This is a genomic window from Streptomyces malachitofuscus, assembly GCF_055571035.1.
This window is the reverse complement of the sequence record NZ_JBVIGA010000016.1, coordinates 206979-224020: the sequence shown is the minus strand read 5'-3', so window position 1 is coordinate 224020 and position 17042 is coordinate 206979. Positions and strand designations below refer to the sequence as shown.

Here is a 17042-nt window from a genome sequence, read left to right as displayed (position 1 = left end):
ACACGACCGGGTCAGGACTCCCAGCCCCAGCCGCTCCAGACGGGATATCAGCACACCCGCTCAACCGGCCGAAAGCCTCAAAAGCAACGGCATTGTCATCCCATCGACAGGGGGCAACAGTCATGCCGGGCCCGGAGGCCAGCGGCCCTCTTGCAGGACCGCGAAGAAGATGACGGGGGCGAAGCCCTCCCCCTGCGTGGCCGAGGGCTCCCTTCAGTGGGTCGATGTGCCCAGTCACCGCTCGACTGGGCTGTTGACGGACGTGTCCCTGGTGCGCTGGTGGTCACTGAGAATCCGCAGCATCTCGTCGAGCTCGATGTCGCTCAACATTCCAATGAGATGGCGGGCCAGCAAGACCGGGTCACGGTACGGAAGGTGTGGTGGAGTGGTGGCTCGGTCAGCCGGAGTGCCACGCGGGACGCCAGACCGGTCGTTCGTGCGCGGCTCGGGCACCGCCTCTTGTCGTGAGGGCGTGTGCGAGTCCCTCCCTGAGGGAGCGGCGGGCTCGGACGGCGGCGCAGGGCGACGGCCGGGCGGAGTGATTACGTCGTAATCAGGGGTCTCAGGTCGTGTGGGTTCCGTGGTGGCTGGTTGTGGTGAGGGCGTCGCCTTTGCAGCCTGCTTCTCCGCTTCCTTACGAACCCGTTCCGCCTTGAGCTCCTCCAGGGCAGCGAGCTGCTCCTCGTGCGGCCGGTTTCCGACGGCACGCAGCAGTTCGATGGGTTCGTCGTGCATACGCGCCTGGAGTTCGGGGGTGAGGTTCAGCAGAGCGAGCCGCTGCGACACCCACCCCTGGGAGCGGTGCAGCCGCTTGGCCAGAGCCCGCTGGCTGCCATGGATGGACAGGAGGCGCTGGAGGGCTCGGGCCTCGTCGAGCTCTTCAAGGTCCTTGCGGTGGATGTTGGCGACGAGAGCGGATTCGAGAAGCTCTTCGGACGTAGCTCCCTGCTCGTCACTGACCATCACTTTGACCGTTGACAGGCCGGCTTCGCGGGCGGCGGCGAGTCGGCTGCTGCCGTCGATCACAACGTAGGCGGTGTCCGGCTCGACATCGGCTTCGCGGTCGGGGTTCGCCTTGATGTAGGCGTCCCGGTTCATCACCGTAATGGCCTGCTTCTGGCCGTGAGTCGCCAAACTGCCGGCGAGGTCGGTGAGGTCTCCGAGAGACGAGCGCGGGTTGTCCGGATTGAGGCTGACACGGTGGGGCGCAAGTTCGGTGGGTGGTGCGACGCCTTCGGTGGGAACACCGGTGGCTGCTGCGACAGCTTGGCGTCGCGCGCTGACAGGGCGCACTCCCCCGCCGAAACGGCCGGCGCCGAGTTGATCGGCCTTACTCACAGCACCTCCCTGGCAAGGGCGCGCATCCCGATCGCCTGTTGTGACTTGGGGGCGTACGACAGCAGGGGCTGTTTCACTCGCACCGCTTCTTTCTGCTCCTTGAGGTCCCCGATAAGGCCGACGACGCGAGGATCCTTTATGTCGACCCATCCTTGAAGGGAGGAGGTCGCGATGTAACCGCGGCGAGAGTCGTAGAGGTTGACGACGATGCCGAGGTAGTCGATGTCGACCTGGAGGTCACCGCGCAAGTCGTCGATCTGCGTGGTGAGCAGGTCGTAGGCGTCTGCGGAGCTGTCCTCGGCCTGTACGACGATCAGGGCGCCCGACTGTCCCGGCCTTTCACCAGGGCGCCGGCGGCCGTAGTAGGCGGCGGCGTCCATGCTGAGGCCGAGGCTTGGCGGGCAGTCCACGATGATTACGTCGTAATCACCCTCGAGCGGTGCCAGTGCCCGCTCAAGGGCGGCTTCCCGGGCCCTGACGGCAGAGAGGCGAACGTCGAGGAGGAAAGCGTCGTGGCATGCCGGAAGGAGGTGGAGTCTCCCGGCGAAGGTGTCCTCGGCGACCGGGACGATGAGGTCGTGAAGGTCGCCCTTGAGTTCTCCTGCCATGTGGTTGGTGAGGCTGTCACCGTTCATTGGTAGGGGAGTGGCCCCGAGTTGATTGGTGAGGTGGCACTGCGGGTCGAAGTCGACGAGCAGGACCCGCTGGCCGGGGCCCGGCAGGTTCTCGATATCGAGCAGGTCGGTTTCCTGCACTGTCCCGTCGCTGTGGGTGTCGCTCGCCCGGAGCGCCTTGGTAAGGGCCTTGGCCACTCGGACGGGGTGCAGCGAGTTGGGGTCTTCCGCCAGTGCTTCGCCCAGGCCTGCGGTGATGGCCGTCTTGCCGACGCCACCCTTCTGATTGCAGACGACGATGCGGCGGGTCACGTCGGGCCGTGCGACGTCGGGGGCGGGGTTGGCGTCGAGCCAGACCTGTACCGACTGGGCGAGCCCTTGGATTAGGGAGACACGTCGGTCGGTGGCGGTCTGCCGGAACGTCTCCCACTGCCCTGGAGGGAGGAAGGTGGAAAAGGAGTCGGCGCCGGAGGTGTCGACTGTGGCTGTGGCAGAAGCCAGGTTGCACCAGCTTCGGATGCCTTGCTCCACCGCGGCCTGAATCTCGATGCCGTGCTGGGCGGCTCTGATCTTCAGATTCTGCCGAAGCCACCCCGGGAGTTTGCTGACGACCTTCTCGCGGTCGTTGGGTGCTGGAAAGCTCATGAGAGTCACCATACTAACGTTCAAGATCCCGTGAACCGCTGACACGTTAGTTAGGGTTAGTTGATGTGGTGGCGGACCGTGTCGTGTCCGCGGAGCGCGGGGCAAGTGATTACGTCGTAATCACCCTAGGGGAGTGCGGTTCAGAGGATCAGCAGGTATCGACGCGCGTCTGCAGGGCCAGCGGTTCAGCTGCGGCGGACCGTGCAAGGCAAGCCTCGTCCGTAGTTGTCACGGGTTGAGCGTGCGAGTTCCTGAGTGGCCGCAGTGCAGTGGGGGAGTACCTCTGCCGATTAGTCGAGCCAGTACTCGCCCTCTTCCATCAGGATCAGGCCATCGCTGTTGCAGCAGCCGTCGCAGGGCTGGCACCAGAAATGGTGACGTCGGCGCGCAGTGACGACACACTGAGTCGGCTGCCCTGACATTCCCAGCGGCCCCATTGATGGCATCGCTTCTTCGACACGCTCTGGCATCCATGGGTCTGAGCGACAGACTGGTGCTGACCCGGACGCCTTTGTTCAGGTCGGAGTGGTGCGCAGAACGGGAGCTGAAAGTCGGTCTGCCAGTCTCCGTTCCCGGCAACGAAGTCGCGCACTGGAAAGGGCGAACGTCCCATGATTACGACGTAATCACCACGGCAGGACAAGCCGTTCCGGCTCTCCTGCTGGCGGACGCGGGTGGGCGGTAGCTCCTCAGCCCTAGCGGGCTTGCGGTGCCCCGCCGGGAGGGCGCAGTACCGTCGGCGACTGAACCGTTGGCGTGTCCTGAACAGAAGAACGTGGTTGAGGACGGAGGTGGTTGCTGGAGACACACGCGCGCCTAGTCGTCTGACTTACCCACCACTTGGGCTGACTTTCGGTGGCTGAGGCTGCAAGGGGGTGGCGGTCAGAGTGAAGCGATCGAACTACGGGGTTTGCGTGCCTGCTTGTCATCCCGGTGGGGGACAGACAAGGAAGGAGTGGTTGGTGGGGAGGGGAGCGATGGGGTGAGGGGTCGACTGCGTCGGTCCGCCTCCACGTAAGAGAGCGTCCCGAAGGAAAGTGCTTTTGACCAGCCTAAATAGAGGTGGGAGGCAGCTTGGTGGGACTGGCAGCCAGATCGGGGAGTCGCGCAGAGGGACCAGGCGATCTGAGTATCCGGTTCCTGCTGTCGTGGTATGCGGCTCCGGTGAACTGGCAGGGCGACTCGGTAGTCCGCCATGCAGGTTTTGGCAACCGCCACCCCTGTCCTGGGAACTGACTGCCGGGATCGTGAGACAGCAGTAAATTGATGTCACGTTCATTTCTGAGTTTCGGCGTCTCGTGCGGCACGACGGGCCTCCGGGGAGACTGCAGCGGAAACAGCGGTAGCTGCCGAGACAGCACCAAGATGCCCCCAGGCGTGCCTCGCGCTTGGCGTACTCGGCCAGCGCCCGGTAGATCCGACAACGGAGGGGTTTTGTCCCGTGCGCTGGCCTGGGGATAGTCAGGTCAGGCTGGAACTGCTCGACGGACTCACCGCCGTGTGGCGTCGCAATACAAGGTGGAGCATGTCCTCGGTGATGACGAGACCGGCAGCCGTGCTGGCACTGTGGCTCGACCGCTCCTCGACGGTCAATCCCTCAGCGGGCCGGAAGCCAGGACTCTGGTGACGAAGTTGGTCAACTGCGCCCGCAGTCTTTCCCGCGGTACGCGCTCTTCTCCGGCCAGGTACTCGACGAGGTCGGCTCGCGTGGCGGCGAGCAGGGCGTGGGCGTGGAAGTCGCTGTCGGTCATGCCGGGGATCTGCTCCAGTACCGCTTGGAGCAGGCCGTGCCACCGCTCGTAATACTCCGCATGGTACGGGCTGCTGCTCTCGCTTCCCTCCAGGGCCAGCGCGAGGTGCCGGTTGTCGAGTTTGAAACACAGGACGGCGTCGAGCAGTGCTGGTACGCGGTCTTGCGGTGGGGTCGCGGGCCCCAGAGGAGGCGGGCCGGCCTGTACGGCCTGCCTGATCGGTTCGAGCCGTGCCTCGTACAGCGCACGGAGCAGCCCGGCGCGATCCCCGTAGGCCCGGAAGAGCGTGCCCTTGCCGACGCCGGCCGCTGCGGCGACGTCGGCCATGGTGATGTCAGCGGGACTCTCACAGCGGGCGAAAAGGGCGTCGGCGGCTGCGAGTACGGCCTCCCGGTTACGAGCGGCGTCTTTACGGGACCTGCGCTCGGGCATGCTGCTCCTCCAGTTGCAAAGCGGACCCAGGGTCCGTATCTTTAAAACGGACCCTGGGTCCGGATTTTAGAACGGAAGGATACCCATGTCCGCACCGAGTTCTCCGGCGGATCTGTTCCGCCACAGCCTGCGACTGCTGCTCGACAAGAACATCTCCGCGTGGGTCGCTCTGTGGGCCGAGGAGGGCCTTATGGAGTTTCCTTTCGCCCCCCAGAGCTGGCCCCAGCGTCTGGAGGGCAAGAAGGCCATCGCCGCCTACATGCGCCACTATCCCGACCACATCGATCTGCACGACTTTCCTGACCTGCGGATCCATCAGACCACCGACCCGCAGACCATCGTCGTCGAGATGCGCGGCGTCGGACGTCTGGTGGAGACCGCCGCGCCCTTCGACATGACCTATATCGCCGTCGTGACCGTCCAGGACGGGCACATCACCTTCTACCGCGACTACTGGAACCCCCTCGCCGTCCAGGAATCCGGCACCGACTTCACCGGGAGCAGCCGATGACCACCGCCGCCGCCACCTTGGTCGTCGGCGCCACGGGCACTACCGGAAGCCGCACCTCCGCGCGGCTGACGGCCGCGGGCCACCGCGTCAAAGCCGCCAGCCGCCGGGCCACCCCGGTCGCCGGCGCCGAGCCGGTCCCCTTCGACTGGTACGACCCCGCCACCCACGCAGCCGCCCTCGACGGCGTCGACCGCGTCTACCTCATACCGCCCCTGGGCGACCCCGACCCCGCGCCGATCATGCTTCCGTTCCTCCACCAGGCCCGCTCCGGCGGCGTACACCGGGCGGTGCTGCTGAGCTCCTCGGCCATCCCCAAGGGCGGCCCGACGGTGGGAACGGTGCACCAGGCCCTGGCCGATCTGTTCGAAGACTGGGCGGTACTGCGGCCCTCGTGGTTCATGCAGAACTTCACCGACACGCACGCACACGCCCGCAGCATCCGCGACGACAACACCATCTGGACCGCCACCGGCAGCGGCCGGGTCGGCTTCGTCGACGTCGAGGACATCGCGGCCGTCGCCGTCCGCGCTTTGACCGACGAACAAGCCCCCAACACCGATCTCGTCCTCACCGGACCCGAGGCACTCAGCTACGACGACGTCGCCACGGTCATCACCGAGGTCACCGGTCGGACCGTGACCCACCGCCGTCTGTCCTACGAGCAGATGCGCGACCGCCTCACGACCCAGGTACCGCCGGACTTCGCCGCAATGCTGACCGACATGGACCGCGCCATCGCCGAGGGAGCCGAGGACCGCATCACCGACACCGTCCAGCGCGTCACCGATCGCCCCCCGCGCACCTTCCGGGCTCTCGTTGAGAGGAGGATGCGATGCATATCTGATGTCTCAGAACGAGGAGCAGTTCCAGTTCGAGACCCAGCATGATCTCGGCGGCGGTCTCTTAGGGCTTAGATGTCGGTGAAGTCGTCACGGCCGGTACTTCGCACGGCGTCGATTGCGCCAACACTCAGGCCCCTCGCTCTCTTACTCGGAAATGTGCCGCACATGCGGACGTGCCCCGGCCCACCACCCACCGCTGCTTCGTGCGGACTGCGCTTCATCGGCCAACTCCAGGGCCCTGGTGTCCAGCCGAGGCAAGTAGGCGTTCCAGCTCGTTTCCCGAGAACCACATGGGCTGAGAGGTGATTGGCCCGGCTGCTAGGCGTGGCTGATTGACTTGTTGCTCATGTACGTTAGGTTCATCTGGTCGGCCTCACAGCCGTCGTCACAACCACCCGTAACTGCAGGCACGGAGGCCCCCTTTGGGAGCACTACGCAGACTGGTTGACGCTGACACAGGCGAGCCGGTCCCTTACGCGCCGTACGCCTTCTCCGGGAGACATACACAGGTCGACAAGGCGCGAGTCGAGGCCATCACCGAGTCCAAGGCATTTACCCCCAGTCAGAAGTTCCTCGTTTTGTGGTGGATCGGCGTATCCCCCGAGGGCTTGGAGCCGCTGCGGGCTACAGGAGCGGACATCGCCAAACGTGTGGGCATGTCAGCCGATGCCGTCGGTAAAATCAACAGGAAACTTGCGAAACACCGCATTCTGATCATCCGAGGAAAGATCGGTAACTACAGCTTCTACCGGATCAGTCCCTACATCGCCTTCCACGGCACGGGTCTTGAGCAGCGTGAAGCGGTGAAGACGTGCAACCCGCCAGACATTCCCGGTTTCGATGAGAACGCACCTGCGCGGTGGGAGGCTCAGTGATCAGCCAGGAGAAGCATCAGAACCTTGAGCTGCTCGAGAAGACAGCCGGCATGACCGCCAACCAGCGTCTCGTTGTCATGCTGTACGCGCTGCATCCGACCGACCGGAGCGGTGCCGTGCTGGAGACGGCGGCGACGCTGGCCAAGCTGGTGGGTATGGCTCCGCCTGTCTTCTCCCGTACACGCAAGCAGGTGATCGAGGCCGGCTGGCTCGAGGAGACCGGGAAGATCGGTCATATCAAGTACTACCGGCTGGATCCGAGACGGATGGGGGAGAACGTGGTTGTTCCCCTACGCCGGGCAACATGACCGTTCCCAGGACCGCACCTCATGTACCTGACGGCAATGAGGTGCGGTCCTGGGAGCGCCGTTCTTGACCCAAGCGCCAAGGCCGGCGCGGCCCACGCGGCAGCACCATCGTGTGCCGGACAGCTTCACCCACATCATCAATCAGCATGGGGCGACTTGCCCGGCTGACGGCAAAGCAGCTCCTCAATTCCCATCAGGTCTCCTGGATGGCCGCGAAGCCCTGGATGCCGATGAGGGAAGCGGTCCTCTCGTAGACGGTGCGTATCAGGGACGTGTTCTGCGCGCATCGGGACGGCGTGGGGTCAGGGCGGGGGAGACGGTGGCAAGCCAGACCGGGGAACGGCCCGAACGAGGGAGCGGTCAGTCGCATCAGTCCGCCCGCGTGGACATTGATGGGCGTTCCCTTCACCATGCCGGGGTTGGCATAGTTGCGACCGCGACGGGGGCAAGCGCCTGGAGATGATCTTCACAGATGCCGCGAGCTACGGCGACGTTGCCTTCGGGCTGCTCACCTTGGCCGGCTTCACATATGACCGTCTGCGCCCGCGCGGGCCTGCCCCTGCGACAGCCTGGCCAGCTCGGTGTCCGGGCATACGTCGCGGGGCTGACGACCTTGCCCGGCCCTGGCGACGGTGAGTGACAAACACCGGCCCGCGGGGGCGACCCTTGAGCAGTCGGGGCAGCAGCCGGGCGGTGTCGGCGTCCCAGCGGCCTTCTTGCATGACCGCGAAGAAGATGGGCAGCTCAGGCATGGGTCCATAGACAGCAATGTGATGATAAGAGGGCAAAACAGCACGAGCTACCGACCCCACCATGCTCGGCCGACTTGCCCGGCCAAAGTTCGTCTTGCGCATGCGCGGCCTCGTACACCGAAACAACGGGATAGTTCACCGTCACCAGCCAGGCACAGATGGCTCATCCTCAGCACAGGCTTCTTCTGAAGCGGGCCAGGCCGCCCGTAGCACCGCAAGGGAAGAACGGGCGGGCCCTTCCCCCACTAGTGCTCACTCATGCAGGGTCTGGCTGACAGTCAGTTTCGCGACACGCAGACGAGCTGACTTCCTACTGGCGAAGCCCTCAGCAGGCTGTTGCCCAGAACTCCCACGCACCTGGTGTACCGCCTAGGAGATGAGTAGACAGCCCTGCTCCGCGCAGCTGGACTGCCGGAGCAGCCTGTTCAGCCGACTTAGAGCCGGAGGGCTCAGTCGCTTCAGTCGCTCGGTCGCTCGGTCGCTCGGTCGCTCGGTCGCTGAAGCGTTCAGGGGCAGCGACTGAAGAGAAGCGACCCAGCAACTGTTCAGTCGCTGGTGGAGTCTCATGGAAAAGCCCAGGTCAGAGGCATTGTCCGAAGCTTGCAGCGACTGAAGCGACTGAAGGTTCGGATATATAACTTCCTCATGCGTGCGCGTGTGCGTCATATATAGGATGCTTCAGTCGCTTCAGTCGCTGTTTAGCCTGTTGCAAGGCTCTGACCTGCGGTTTCTCCCAGGACTCAAGACAGCGACCCAAGACGCTCCGGTCGCTGTGCTTCTTCTTTCGGTCGCTGTACCGTGCCGCAAAACGGAGTGCTGGCACTGGATGGGGGTTCTTCCTTCGGTCACGTTCCACGACCTCGTATGACACGTTGGATAGGCTGTGTCTGTCATTGAGTCGCTTCGGTCGCTGATGGGGGTGCGCATGCCTGTTGAGCTGCGCTTTTCCTCCAACAACCCTCAGCAGCCGCCCTCGGCGCCAGTAGCTCCGGTAGCCAGTGCACTGGCTACCGCGAGTTGGTGCGCGCGTCATGGCTGGCCCGTGCATCCTCTGGCAGCGGGCCGCAAGACACCGGTCGCCAACTGCACTCGGTGTCGTACAACGCGCCACACTGCTGCTGAGTGCCCGTGTCTGCCTGCAGGAGGGTGGTGTCACGGTTTCCATGCGGCCACCCTCGACCAGCGCCGCATCGCCGAGTGGTGGGGGACCCGCCCGAAACTGGGTGTCGGTGTTGCCTGTGGGCCGGCGCGACTGGTCGTCATCGACATCGATGCGCATCCCACCCAGCCTCCTAGCCGTGACAGGATCCTGCCCGGAATTCCGATCGCCGACCATGTGGATCTCACAGGCCTGGCAAACGGCTTCCACACCATGGCCGTCCTGGCTGCTCTGCGGGGCCGGCCCAGCCCCGCAGACGACACCAGCACCCTGCGCGTCCGCACGCCCTCCGGTGGCCTGCATATCTGGTACCGGGCCACCGGCAACCGCCGCTGGCACTGTTCCTCGGGCTCCGGTCCTGGCCGCGCCCTCGCCTGGCAGGTCGACGTCCGTGCCCACGGTGGTTACATCGTCGCTCCCGGAACCAGCACCAGCCACGGCACCTACACCCCTGTGGGTGACGTGCGCGAGCCGGCTGTGCTGCCGTCCTGGCTCGCGCAGGAACTGGAGCGCACCGGTCACCTGTCCGCTCCCGCGGTGCCTGCGCCGCGGTCCGTGCCTCCTCGCGCCAGGCAGGCGGTGCTCGCCGCAGGGGGCGGCCGTAACGCCCCGCACCGGCGTCTTTTTGCCGCTGTGCTCGCGCCGGTTGAGGCCTGTGGCCAGGTCTCGGAAGGTGCCGGTTTCTCCGACGTCCTCAATCGCGCAGCCTTCACGATGGGCGGTCTGGTCGCCGCCGGGCGGATGACTCAGGAAGATGCTGAACACGCCCTTAAGGAGGCCGCGGCGACCGCTCGTCCCGGTCAGGAGCGACGCTCTGAGCAGATCATCCGCAGCGGCCTCGCCGCGGGCCTCAAACACCCCCTGCCCCCGCAGGGAGGGCGTCCATGACCTCGCCCAGGCACGAGACGCTCTTCGAGTTCGACGCCGATGCCGTGGCGGCCCAGATCAGGGCGCAGAGCGCCGCAGCCGTACCCCTCCCCGCTCAGTCCGGTACCCAACCGGCTCCACCGGTCGGGGAGGCAACGGCCGCGGGCCTACTGCCCGACACCCTTACGGACCGCGGCAACGCCAAACTGTTCGTGCGTCTCTACGGGCGTGACTACCGGCATGTTCCCGGTATCGGCTGGTACCGCTGGGACACCACGCGCTGGCAGATCGACGAGGACGACACCGTGCTCTGGGCGGCCGGCGACCTGGCCGAAGCCATCGCCGTACAAGATCCCCGCGGCATCCACACCGCTCAAGCCCTGCAGACGCACCGCCGCCGCGCGCTGTCCACCACCGGCATGAACGCCATGCTCGCGCAAGCCAAATCGGCGCCCGGGATGGTGCTTAATGCCAGCCTCCTGGACGCCGACCCCTACGCCCTGTGCACCCCGGACGGCATCGTCGACCTACGCACCAGCCTGGTCAAAACCCCTGACCCGAACAAGGACTTCCACTCCCGCTCCACCTCGGTGGGGCCCGACCACGGTCCCACCCCCCGCTGGAACCGCTTCCTGACCGACACCTTCGGTGATGATGCCGAGGGCCGTGAAATGATCGCGTACCTGCAGCTTCTGCTCGGCTACTCCATCACAGGGGACGTGGGGGGCCAGGTCCTGCCTTTCCTCTTTGGCTACGGCAAGAACGGCAAGAGCGTCCTGCTGGACGTCCTGATGAAGCTCCTCGGAGACTACGCCGACGCCGCTCCGCCCGGTTTCCTCATGGCGCGCCCCTACGAGGGCCATCCCACGGATCTTGCGGAACTCCACGGTCGCCGGGTCATTGTCTGCTCCGAGGTCAAGCATGGCGATAAGTTCGACGAGGCGAGGGTCAAGCTCCTCACCGGTGGCGATCGCATCAAAGCCCGCCGTATGCGACAGGACTTTTTCAGCTTCCAGCCGACCCACAAGCTGTGGCTGCTGGGTAATCACCGCCCCGAAGTCGGCACCGGCGGCTTTGCGTTCTGGCGCCGGATGCGCTTGATTCCCTTTGAACGCACCGTGTCCGACGACCGTAAGATCGACAATCTGGCCGACATCCTCGTCACCGAAGAGGGCCCCGGCATCCTCGGCTGGCTCATCGACGGCGCCCGCCGCTACCTCTCCGGCGACCGCGACCTGACCGGACCGGAACGGGTTCGCATCGCCACCACCGCCTACGCGGAGACAGAGGACCACACCGGTCGCTTCTACGACGAGTGCTGCCACCTTGGCGGCGAACTGCGCGCCGAGCAGACGGCGCTCTATGCTGCCTATCGGGCGTGGTGCCAGAGTGAAGGTGCGCCCGCGATGTCTTCACGTGCGTTCGCCGCCCGCACCCGGGAACTGGTCGGGCTGGCCTCGCCCAAGGAGATGATCCTGTCCAACCAGCGCAAGCACTACCCGGGTATCGGACTGCTCACCGAGGAAGAGAGGGAAGCGACCTCATGAGCTCCCTGATCACTGAGGACGAGATCAGCCACGAAACGGAGCTCGTCTGGCTGGAGGAGATCGGACCGCTCGACTACGTCCGCCAAAGCCTGGACCGGCTGCCCACTCGTGGTGGCAAACCGGCCTACCACCGTGACGGGCGCATGGTCGGTTACGCCCGGTTGAGCGCGAAAGCGAAGGCATCCCGCTCTTCCGGCACCTTTCGGCGCCGCGTTTTCTGGCTTCTGCCCCACGACCGTGACGCCGAGCCCGACGGTCTGTACGCCAAGGGCGCGCCGGCCGAAGCCGTCGACCCGCGCACGCTGGCCGCACGGGTCAGGGGCTACAAGACTGAACGCTCCGAAGGGGGACCCCCCTCGACTGCCATGCAGGAGCTCGGCATAACCCTGCCCTTGTGATCAGATTCCTCCGAGTGTTTTCCTCTGATCCTTCAACGGCAGAGGTCGAAGACACGTATCCCTCCTGACGACGACGCGATTGTCCGAGTCCCGGCAGGTCCCTTTTTCCCCGGAGGGCCCGTGCCGCCCGGGCACGGTCCGTATTGCTGGATGGGCCGTGCCCACCTACTACCGCCCGCTCAAGACGGCCGGTGTGCGGCGACGGCGAACAGGTCGGCTGCAGGCCCGACCAGGGACCGCCCGGCCGGCCACACCGCGCGCAGCGCGCGGCGCAGTTCAATGCCCTCGACGCTCACCTGGACGAGTCGGCCGTCGAAGATGTCGGAACGTACCGCGAGTTCACTGATCACCGCGGGGCCGGTTCCGGCGATCACCGCCCCGCGCACGGCGGCTGCCGAGCCCAGCTCCAGCAGCGGACGTGTCTCCTGTGCTCCAGCCCGGCGCAAAGCCCGCTCCAGGGCGACCCGTGTCCCCGACCCGCGTTCACGGACGACCAGCGCTGTGGCGGCGAGTTCACGGGCCAACAAAGGTCTGCGGCGCCTCGCCCAGGGGTGGGCGGGCGCCACCACGACGATCAGCCGGTCGGTGGCCACCGTTCTGCTGATCAGACCGCGGGGAACGAACGGCGACTCAATGAACCCGATCTCCACCGCCCCGCTGCGCAGCAACTCGGGTACGTGGTCACTATTGGTGACCTGCAGACCGACATGCAGGTCAGGGTGGGCATGACACAACTCGCTGATCCAGGCCGGGGCCAAGTACTCCGCCACTGTCATGCTGGCCGCCACCCGCAGTGTGCCGTTTAGCCTGCTGCGATGGGCCTCCACGTCACCCATGAGCGCCGTGAGTTCGTCCAGGACCCGCTGCGACCGGTCGGCCACCGCCTGCCCGTCCGTCGTCAGAGTGGATCCGCGCCGGGTGCGCTCGATGAGCGCCAGCCCAAGCCTGCGCTCCAGGGTTGCCACCCGCTTGCTCGCCGAGGGCTGGGTAATGCCGAGCTCGGCGGCAGCCCTGCCCAGGCTGCCCAGTTCCCCGACGAGAACCAGCAACCGCAGCGCTTCCACATCCGGCAGACCACTCATGCCACAAGCCTAGGAACAGCCCAGGGGGTGAGTCAGCCTGTGAACTCATTCCGCTTGTTTATGACCTTCCCCGTATGAGCGGGCTACCGGCCTGGTCAGCGGGCTGCCCACAGTGAGGCCATGAATGACGACAGCGACAGGATCACCCCCGACCGGATACGGGCGGTCACGGAGCGAAGCACCGGTGCTCGGACAGCCGTACGCGGCGGCTCGTGGGCTGGGCGATTCGTGGAGCGTTTGCCAGGGCTGTTGCTCGCCGTGTCCGTCGCTGCGGTGGCCACACTGGTCGGCCGTTGGTTTCCCCTGGTCGGAGGCCCCGTCGCGGGCATAGTCATCGGTGTCGTCCTGGCGGCGGTGCGTCGTCCGGGAAAGCGGCTTCGGCCAGGCGTCACCACAGCAAGCAAGTCCGTACTGCAACTGTCGGTCGTCCTGCTCGGGTGCCAGCTGTCACTCACCCAGGTCGTGCGGGTGGGGGGAAGTTCGCTGCCGGTCATGCTGGGCTCGCTGGCGGCCTGTCTGACTGCTGCGTACTTCCTCGGCCGTCGACTGGGCATCGGACGCGACCTGCGCACCCTGATCGGCGTGGGCACCAGCATCTGCGGCGCTTCCGCGATCGCGGCGGTCACACCGGTCATCGGAGCCGCGAGTGTCGAGGTTGCCTACGCGGTGTCGACGATCTTCCTGTTCAATATCGCCGCGGTGCTCGTCTTTCCGATCCTGGGGCATCTGCTGGACATGAGTCAGCAGGCGTTCGGGCTGTTCGCCGGAACCGCGGTCAACGACACGTCCTCCGTCGTCGCCGCCGCCGCGACCTATGGCGACGAGGCCGGGCAGTACGCGGTCGTCGTCAAGCTCACACGGACTCTTCTGATCATCCCGATCTGTCTGTGGCTGGCAGCCCTGACCAGACGCCGTGCGCTGGCCGAGGGCACCGGCCGCTCGGGCCCCGCCCCGCGTCTGAACGTCCTGAAGTTGGTTCCCTGGTTCCTTGTCGGATTCCTGCTGGCCGCTCTGGTCAACACTCTGGGCCTCATCCCCTCCTGGGCGCACCCGGGACTGACCACACTGTGCGTCTTCCTCATCACGGTGGCCCTCTCCGCGATCGGTCTGACGACCGACCTGCGTGGACTGCGCCGTGCCGGGCCCCGGCCCCTTTTGCTGGGAGCCAGTCTGTGGATCGTAGTCTCGGCGACCAGCCTCTTGTTGCAGTACCTGACGTCCTCCCTGTGACACGGAGGTCGTCCCTCAAGGGGCCAACGTCATCCCTGAAAGGTGTGTTGAGGCCGTCAGTTGTTGTCGGTACCGGGACGAACGGCGAAGTGAGGTTCATCCCGATGGTGCCGGGCGCGGCGATGCTCGATCTACTCCGTTGAGACAGTCCGGATTCGGGATTCCATGGGCGCAACACCCTCGGACGGCAATTATCACGGCGTGATACTCCCGTTGAAACAAGCCCATCGGGTGAAGCGGCGTCAGAACTTGCAAGCCGCATACCGAGACGCTGTCCGGAGTCAGTATGCTGACGTCATGGCTTCCCCATACCTCGATGGAGACCGGGAAAAGGTAGCGTCCAAGCTGCCCTCGGCGCTCCAGCAAGCACTTAAGGTTCGCGCCGCTGAACTCAGCCTGGACATCCAGGATGCCGTCGAGGCCGCTATCAGCGACTGGCGCGGCAACACAGGCAGTGGCGCCGAAGTGGACACCGCCGGTGCGAAGTCGTTCTCCACGTGGCTTCCGCCAGGGCTGTACGAGCGGTTCAAGGAGACCTGCACCGACCGAGGTATCTCCTACACCCAGGGCCTTGCCCAGTCGATCCGGGACTGGCTCGACGCGAATCCCTCACCTCAGCACGGTGCCCGCGGAACCGGCCCTGAACGGAAGATCGTCGGTAACCAAAAGGGTGGTGTCGGCAAGACCGCCATCTCCGCCGGGATCGGCGAGGCCTACGCCGAGGCGGGTAAGCGCGTCCTCGTCGTCGACTTCGACCCGCAGGGACACCTCAGCGAACAGCTCGGAGTGCCCCAGATCGAACCGAACCACGACAGCCTGGTCTCCCACATGTGCGGGGAAGGGAGGGGTGACCTGCGCGACCTGGTCGTGGAGATAGACGATCCGCGGTACGAGAAGCGCCTGCACGTCCTGCCCGCTTGTTTCGACGGGTTCCTCCTCGACGCGAAGATCGCCGTCGTGGCGACGCAGAAGCGTGGCTTCCAGAAGGAAGCAGCCCTCGAGTTGGCACTACGCCCCCTCGAAGCCGACTACGACGTCATCATCGTCGACTGCCCGCCCAGCCTCGGTATCGCGATGGACGCCGCCCTCTACTACGGGCGCCGGCGCCGCGGTGAGCCCGCCGGCGTCTCCGGGGTCATCATCCCCGTACTCGCCGAGGACTCCTCCGCCACCGCCTACGGCATGCTCGCCCAGCAGATCGAGGACCTCTGCGAGGACCTCTCCCTGGACATGGACTACCTCGGCCTGGTCGTCAACCTGTACGACTCCCGCCGCGGCTACGTCGCCACATCGTCCTTGGACAACTGGAAGTCTCTTGGGGACCCGAAGGTCCTTGCCATCATCGGCGACCTGAAGGAACAGCGCGAAGCGGTCCGCACACGGATGCCGTTGCTGACCTACGCGCCTCACTGTGATCAGGCGGAAGCCATGCGGCAGGTAGCGAGGGGAGCAACGCGTTGAGCAAGGCGGACACCCTGGGATCGGCACCCGCGTTCGGCGCTGCCCGCGGCGCCCGGTCCTCCCGGCGCAACCTCATCGACCAGACCATCGCGGGCGAGGAGTCGGCTGCAGCAGCCATCACCGAGCTGCCGGTCACCCTCATCAGCGACAACCCCGACAACCCGCGCAACCACCTGCGCAACCTCGACGAGACGGTGCAGAGCGTCCGCGAGGTCGGCATCATCATCCCCATCGCCGTGGCCACGGTCGACGCTTACCTGCGCAACCGGGCCGATCGCGCCGACGACCTCGACCACGGGGCGCAGTACATCGTCGTCGACGGCCACCGCCGCCTCGAGGCCGCTCGTCGGGTCGGGATGGCCACCATCCCGGTCCGCGTCGACAACGGACGGGTCGCCACCGACGAGGCTCTCCTCGAGGCCGCTTTCGTCGCGAACTACCACCGCGACGACATGACCGACCTCGAGGAAGCCCACGCTCTCAAGGCCCTGGTCGACTACTACGGTTCCCAGACCAAGGCGGCCAAGCGGCTGGGCATCCCGCAGAACACGATCTCCAGCAAGCTGTCCTTGCTGAAGCTCGCTCCCGAGCTCCAGAAGGATCTGGTGACCGGGGTGCGGAAGGTGGAGCACGTCCGCAACCTCGGCAAGCTGTCGCCCGAAGAGCAGAAGGCCAAGGCCGACGAGCGGGCGGAAGCAGCTCGCAGGAAGGCGGAGAGCCAGACGCAGGAGGTCGTGGAGCGGTCAGCGGGTCCCGCTGATTATCACGGCGTGATAATCCCGGAGACGCCTCCCGCCCCGGTCGCTCCGCCGTCCCCGCCCCTTCGACCCAGTACGGCTACGCCGTCCGTCGGGCGTGAGCAAGCCTCCGAGTCCATCCCGGAGCCGCGCACCAGCACGGGAGAACTCAAGACAGCGCACGCAGAGTCAGCCCGGCCGAAGCAGCCGAAGCGGCTCCCCTACGACGACGCCTTCTACTGCGTGCACCATCTCCACCAGAAGATGACGCCCGAGACGTTCGCGCGAGGAGCCCGGGTGTGGATGGACGTTCTGCGGGAGGAGCACCCGGACGAGTACGAGGCCCTGCTGGCCGAGCTGGGAACCCGATAGCAGTCCGCCCAGCGGCCCCGCTTGCCTTCCTCTGTGACAGGGAGCGGGGCTGTGCCGACTTGCACGAGACCGCGCTCGCCTTGTTGCCCCGCTGGCCGATCACGGCCGACGTGCGGTCCAC

At 65.9% G+C, this 17042-nt stretch carries 15 protein-coding genes and 1 pseudogene; 10 read left to right on the top strand and 6 right to left on the bottom strand.

Annotated elements, in window-relative coordinates:
• Positions 1-234 precede the first annotated feature (234 nt).
• From ACZ44S_RS23820 to ACZ44S_RS23810, 3 genes are all read right to left on the bottom strand, one after another.
• A complete protein-coding gene (locus tag ACZ44S_RS23820) occupies positions 235-1338 on the bottom strand; it encodes a ParB/RepB/Spo0J family partition protein (protein WP_466932226.1) in 1104 nt (367 codons plus the stop codon).
• Positions 1335-2597 (bottom strand): ParA family protein, encoded by a 1263-nt coding sequence (locus tag ACZ44S_RS23815; protein WP_466932223.1) that lies wholly within the window; start codon positions 2595-2597, stop codon positions 1335-1337. The genes ACZ44S_RS23820 and ACZ44S_RS23815 overlap by 4 nt, the downstream gene beginning before the upstream one ends.
• 1589 nt (positions 2598-4186) lie before the next feature.
• Complete coding sequence (locus ACZ44S_RS23810) at positions 4187-4780, bottom strand: TetR/AcrR family transcriptional regulator (RefSeq protein ID WP_466932221.1); 594 nt, start codon at positions 4778-4780, stop codon at positions 4187-4189.
• A gap of 85 nt (positions 4781-4865) precedes the next feature.
• On the opposite strand from ACZ44S_RS23810, the gene ACZ44S_RS23805 reads away from it, so the two are divergent.
• From ACZ44S_RS23805 to ACZ44S_RS23790, 4 genes are all read left to right on the top strand, one after another.
• Complete coding sequence (locus ACZ44S_RS23805; protein WP_466932219.1) at positions 4866-5291, top strand: nuclear transport factor 2 family protein; 426 nt, start codon at positions 4866-4868, stop codon at positions 5289-5291.
• Positions 5288-6178 (top strand): NmrA family NAD(P)-binding protein, encoded by an 891-nt coding sequence (locus ACZ44S_RS23800; RefSeq protein ID WP_466932217.1) that lies wholly within the window; start codon positions 5288-5290, stop codon positions 6176-6178. Before ACZ44S_RS23805 ends, ACZ44S_RS23800 begins: the two co-directional genes overlap by 4 nt.
• A gap of 377 nt (positions 6179-6555) precedes the next feature.
• Positions 6556-7008 (top strand): MarR family transcriptional regulator, encoded by a 453-nt coding sequence (locus ACZ44S_RS23795; RefSeq protein WP_466932214.1) that lies wholly within the window; start codon positions 6556-6558, stop codon positions 7006-7008.
• Positions 7009-7058: 50 nt separating this feature from the next.
• Entirely contained in the window at positions 7059-7316 is a 258-nt protein-coding gene (locus ACZ44S_RS23790; protein WP_407702066.1) for a cyclic nucleotide-binding domain-containing protein, read from the top strand.
• 193 nt (positions 7317-7509) lie between these two features.
• Here ACZ44S_RS23790 and ACZ44S_RS23785 read toward each other — a convergent pair whose 3' ends face one another.
• Both ACZ44S_RS23785 and ACZ44S_RS23780 read right to left on the bottom strand, forming a co-directional pair.
• Positions 7510-7728: a hypothetical protein gene (locus ACZ44S_RS23785; RefSeq protein ID WP_466932212.1), complete on the bottom strand. Its 219-nt coding sequence runs from the start codon at positions 7726-7728 to the stop codon at positions 7510-7512.
• Between the two features lie 117 nt (positions 7729-7845).
• Positions 7846-8026 (bottom strand): annotated as a pseudogene (locus ACZ44S_RS23780) (site-specific integrase); the annotation flags it as partial.
• A gap of 967 nt (positions 8027-8993) precedes the next feature.
• Here ACZ44S_RS23780 and ACZ44S_RS23775 point away from each other — a divergent pair.
• From ACZ44S_RS23775 to ACZ44S_RS23765, 3 genes are read left to right on the top strand one after another with little or no spacing between them, the layout of a single operon-like run.
• Complete coding sequence (locus tag ACZ44S_RS23775; RefSeq protein WP_466932238.1) at positions 8994-10115, top strand: bifunctional DNA primase/polymerase; 1122 nt, start codon at positions 8994-8996, stop codon at positions 10113-10115.
• The gene (locus tag ACZ44S_RS23770; protein ID WP_466932211.1) at positions 10112-11641 is read left to right on the top strand and encodes a DNA primase family protein; all 1530 of its coding nucleotides are present in this window, start codon (positions 10112-10114) and stop codon (positions 11639-11641) included. Before ACZ44S_RS23775 ends, ACZ44S_RS23770 begins: the two co-directional genes overlap by 4 nt.
• Positions 11638-12039 (top strand): DUF6009 family protein, encoded by a 402-nt coding sequence (locus ACZ44S_RS23765; protein WP_466932209.1) that lies wholly within the window; start codon positions 11638-11640, stop codon positions 12037-12039. Before ACZ44S_RS23770 ends, ACZ44S_RS23765 begins: the two co-directional genes overlap by 4 nt.
• Before the next feature lie 179 nt (positions 12040-12218).
• Here the strand turns inward: ACZ44S_RS23765 and ACZ44S_RS23760 are convergent, their stop codons facing one another.
• Entirely contained in the window at positions 12219-13121 is a 903-nt protein-coding gene (locus ACZ44S_RS23760; protein WP_466932207.1) for a LysR family transcriptional regulator, read from the bottom strand.
• 120 nt (positions 13122-13241) lie between these two features.
• On the opposite strand from ACZ44S_RS23760, the gene ACZ44S_RS23755 reads away from it, so the two are divergent.
• The 3 genes from ACZ44S_RS23755 to ACZ44S_RS23745 all read left to right on the top strand — a co-directional run bounded on the left by ACZ44S_RS23755 (position 13242) and on the right by ACZ44S_RS23745 (position 16921).
• Positions 13242-14351, top strand: a complete 1110-nt coding sequence (locus ACZ44S_RS23755; RefSeq protein ID WP_466932205.1) for a YeiH family protein — start codon at positions 13242-13244, stop codon at positions 14349-14351.
• A gap of 297 nt (positions 14352-14648) precedes the next feature.
• Positions 14649-15812, top strand: coding sequence for a ParA family protein (locus ACZ44S_RS23750; RefSeq protein ID WP_466932203.1), 1164 nt, complete (start codon positions 14649-14651; stop codon positions 15810-15812).
• Entirely contained in the window at positions 15809-16921 is a 1113-nt protein-coding gene (locus tag ACZ44S_RS23745; protein WP_466932200.1) for a ParB/RepB/Spo0J family partition protein, read from the top strand. The genes ACZ44S_RS23750 and ACZ44S_RS23745 overlap by 4 nt, the downstream gene beginning before the upstream one ends.
• Positions 16922-17042: the final 121 nt, after the last annotated feature.

What these genes read in the sequence shown, in the direction of transcription:
- ACZ44S_RS23805 (WP_466932219.1), top strand. Translation starts at nt 4,866, where the DNA reads ATGTCCGCACCGAGTTCTCCGGCGGATCTGTTCCGCCACAGCCTGCGA.
- ACZ44S_RS23785 (WP_466932212.1), bottom strand. Translation starts at nt 7,728, where the DNA reads ATGGTGAAGGGAACGCCCATCAATGTCCACGCGGGCGGACTGATGCGA.
- ACZ44S_RS23750 (WP_466932203.1), top strand. Translation starts at nt 14,649, where the DNA reads ATGGCTTCCCCATACCTCGATGGAGACCGGGAAAAGGTAGCGTCCAAG.
- ACZ44S_RS23815 (WP_466932223.1), bottom strand. Translation starts at nt 2,597, where the DNA reads ATGAGCTTTCCAGCACCCAACGACCGCGAGAAGGTCGTCAGCAAACTC.
- ACZ44S_RS23755 (WP_466932205.1), top strand. Translation starts at nt 13,242, where the DNA reads ATGAATGACGACAGCGACAGGATCACCCCCGACCGGATACGGGCGGTC.
- ACZ44S_RS23810 (WP_466932221.1), bottom strand. Translation starts at nt 4,780, where the DNA reads ATGCCCGAGCGCAGGTCCCGTAAAGACGCCGCTCGTAACCGGGAGGCC.
- ACZ44S_RS23760 (WP_466932207.1), bottom strand. Translation starts at nt 13,121, where the DNA reads ATGAGTGGTCTGCCGGATGTGGAAGCGCTGCGGTTGCTGGTTCTCGTC.
- ACZ44S_RS23770 (WP_466932211.1), top strand. Translation starts at nt 10,112, where the DNA reads ATGACCTCGCCCAGGCACGAGACGCTCTTCGAGTTCGACGCCGATGCC.
- ACZ44S_RS23800 (WP_466932217.1), top strand. Translation starts at nt 5,288, where the DNA reads ATGACCACCGCCGCCGCCACCTTGGTCGTCGGCGCCACGGGCACTACC.
- ACZ44S_RS23765 (WP_466932209.1), top strand. Translation starts at nt 11,638, where the DNA reads ATGAGCTCCCTGATCACTGAGGACGAGATCAGCCACGAAACGGAGCTC.
- ACZ44S_RS23775 (WP_466932238.1), top strand. Translation starts at nt 8,994, where the DNA reads ATGCCTGTTGAGCTGCGCTTTTCCTCCAACAACCCTCAGCAGCCGCCC.
- ACZ44S_RS23790 (WP_407702066.1), top strand. Translation starts at nt 7,059, where the DNA reads ATGACCGCCAACCAGCGTCTCGTTGTCATGCTGTACGCGCTGCATCCG.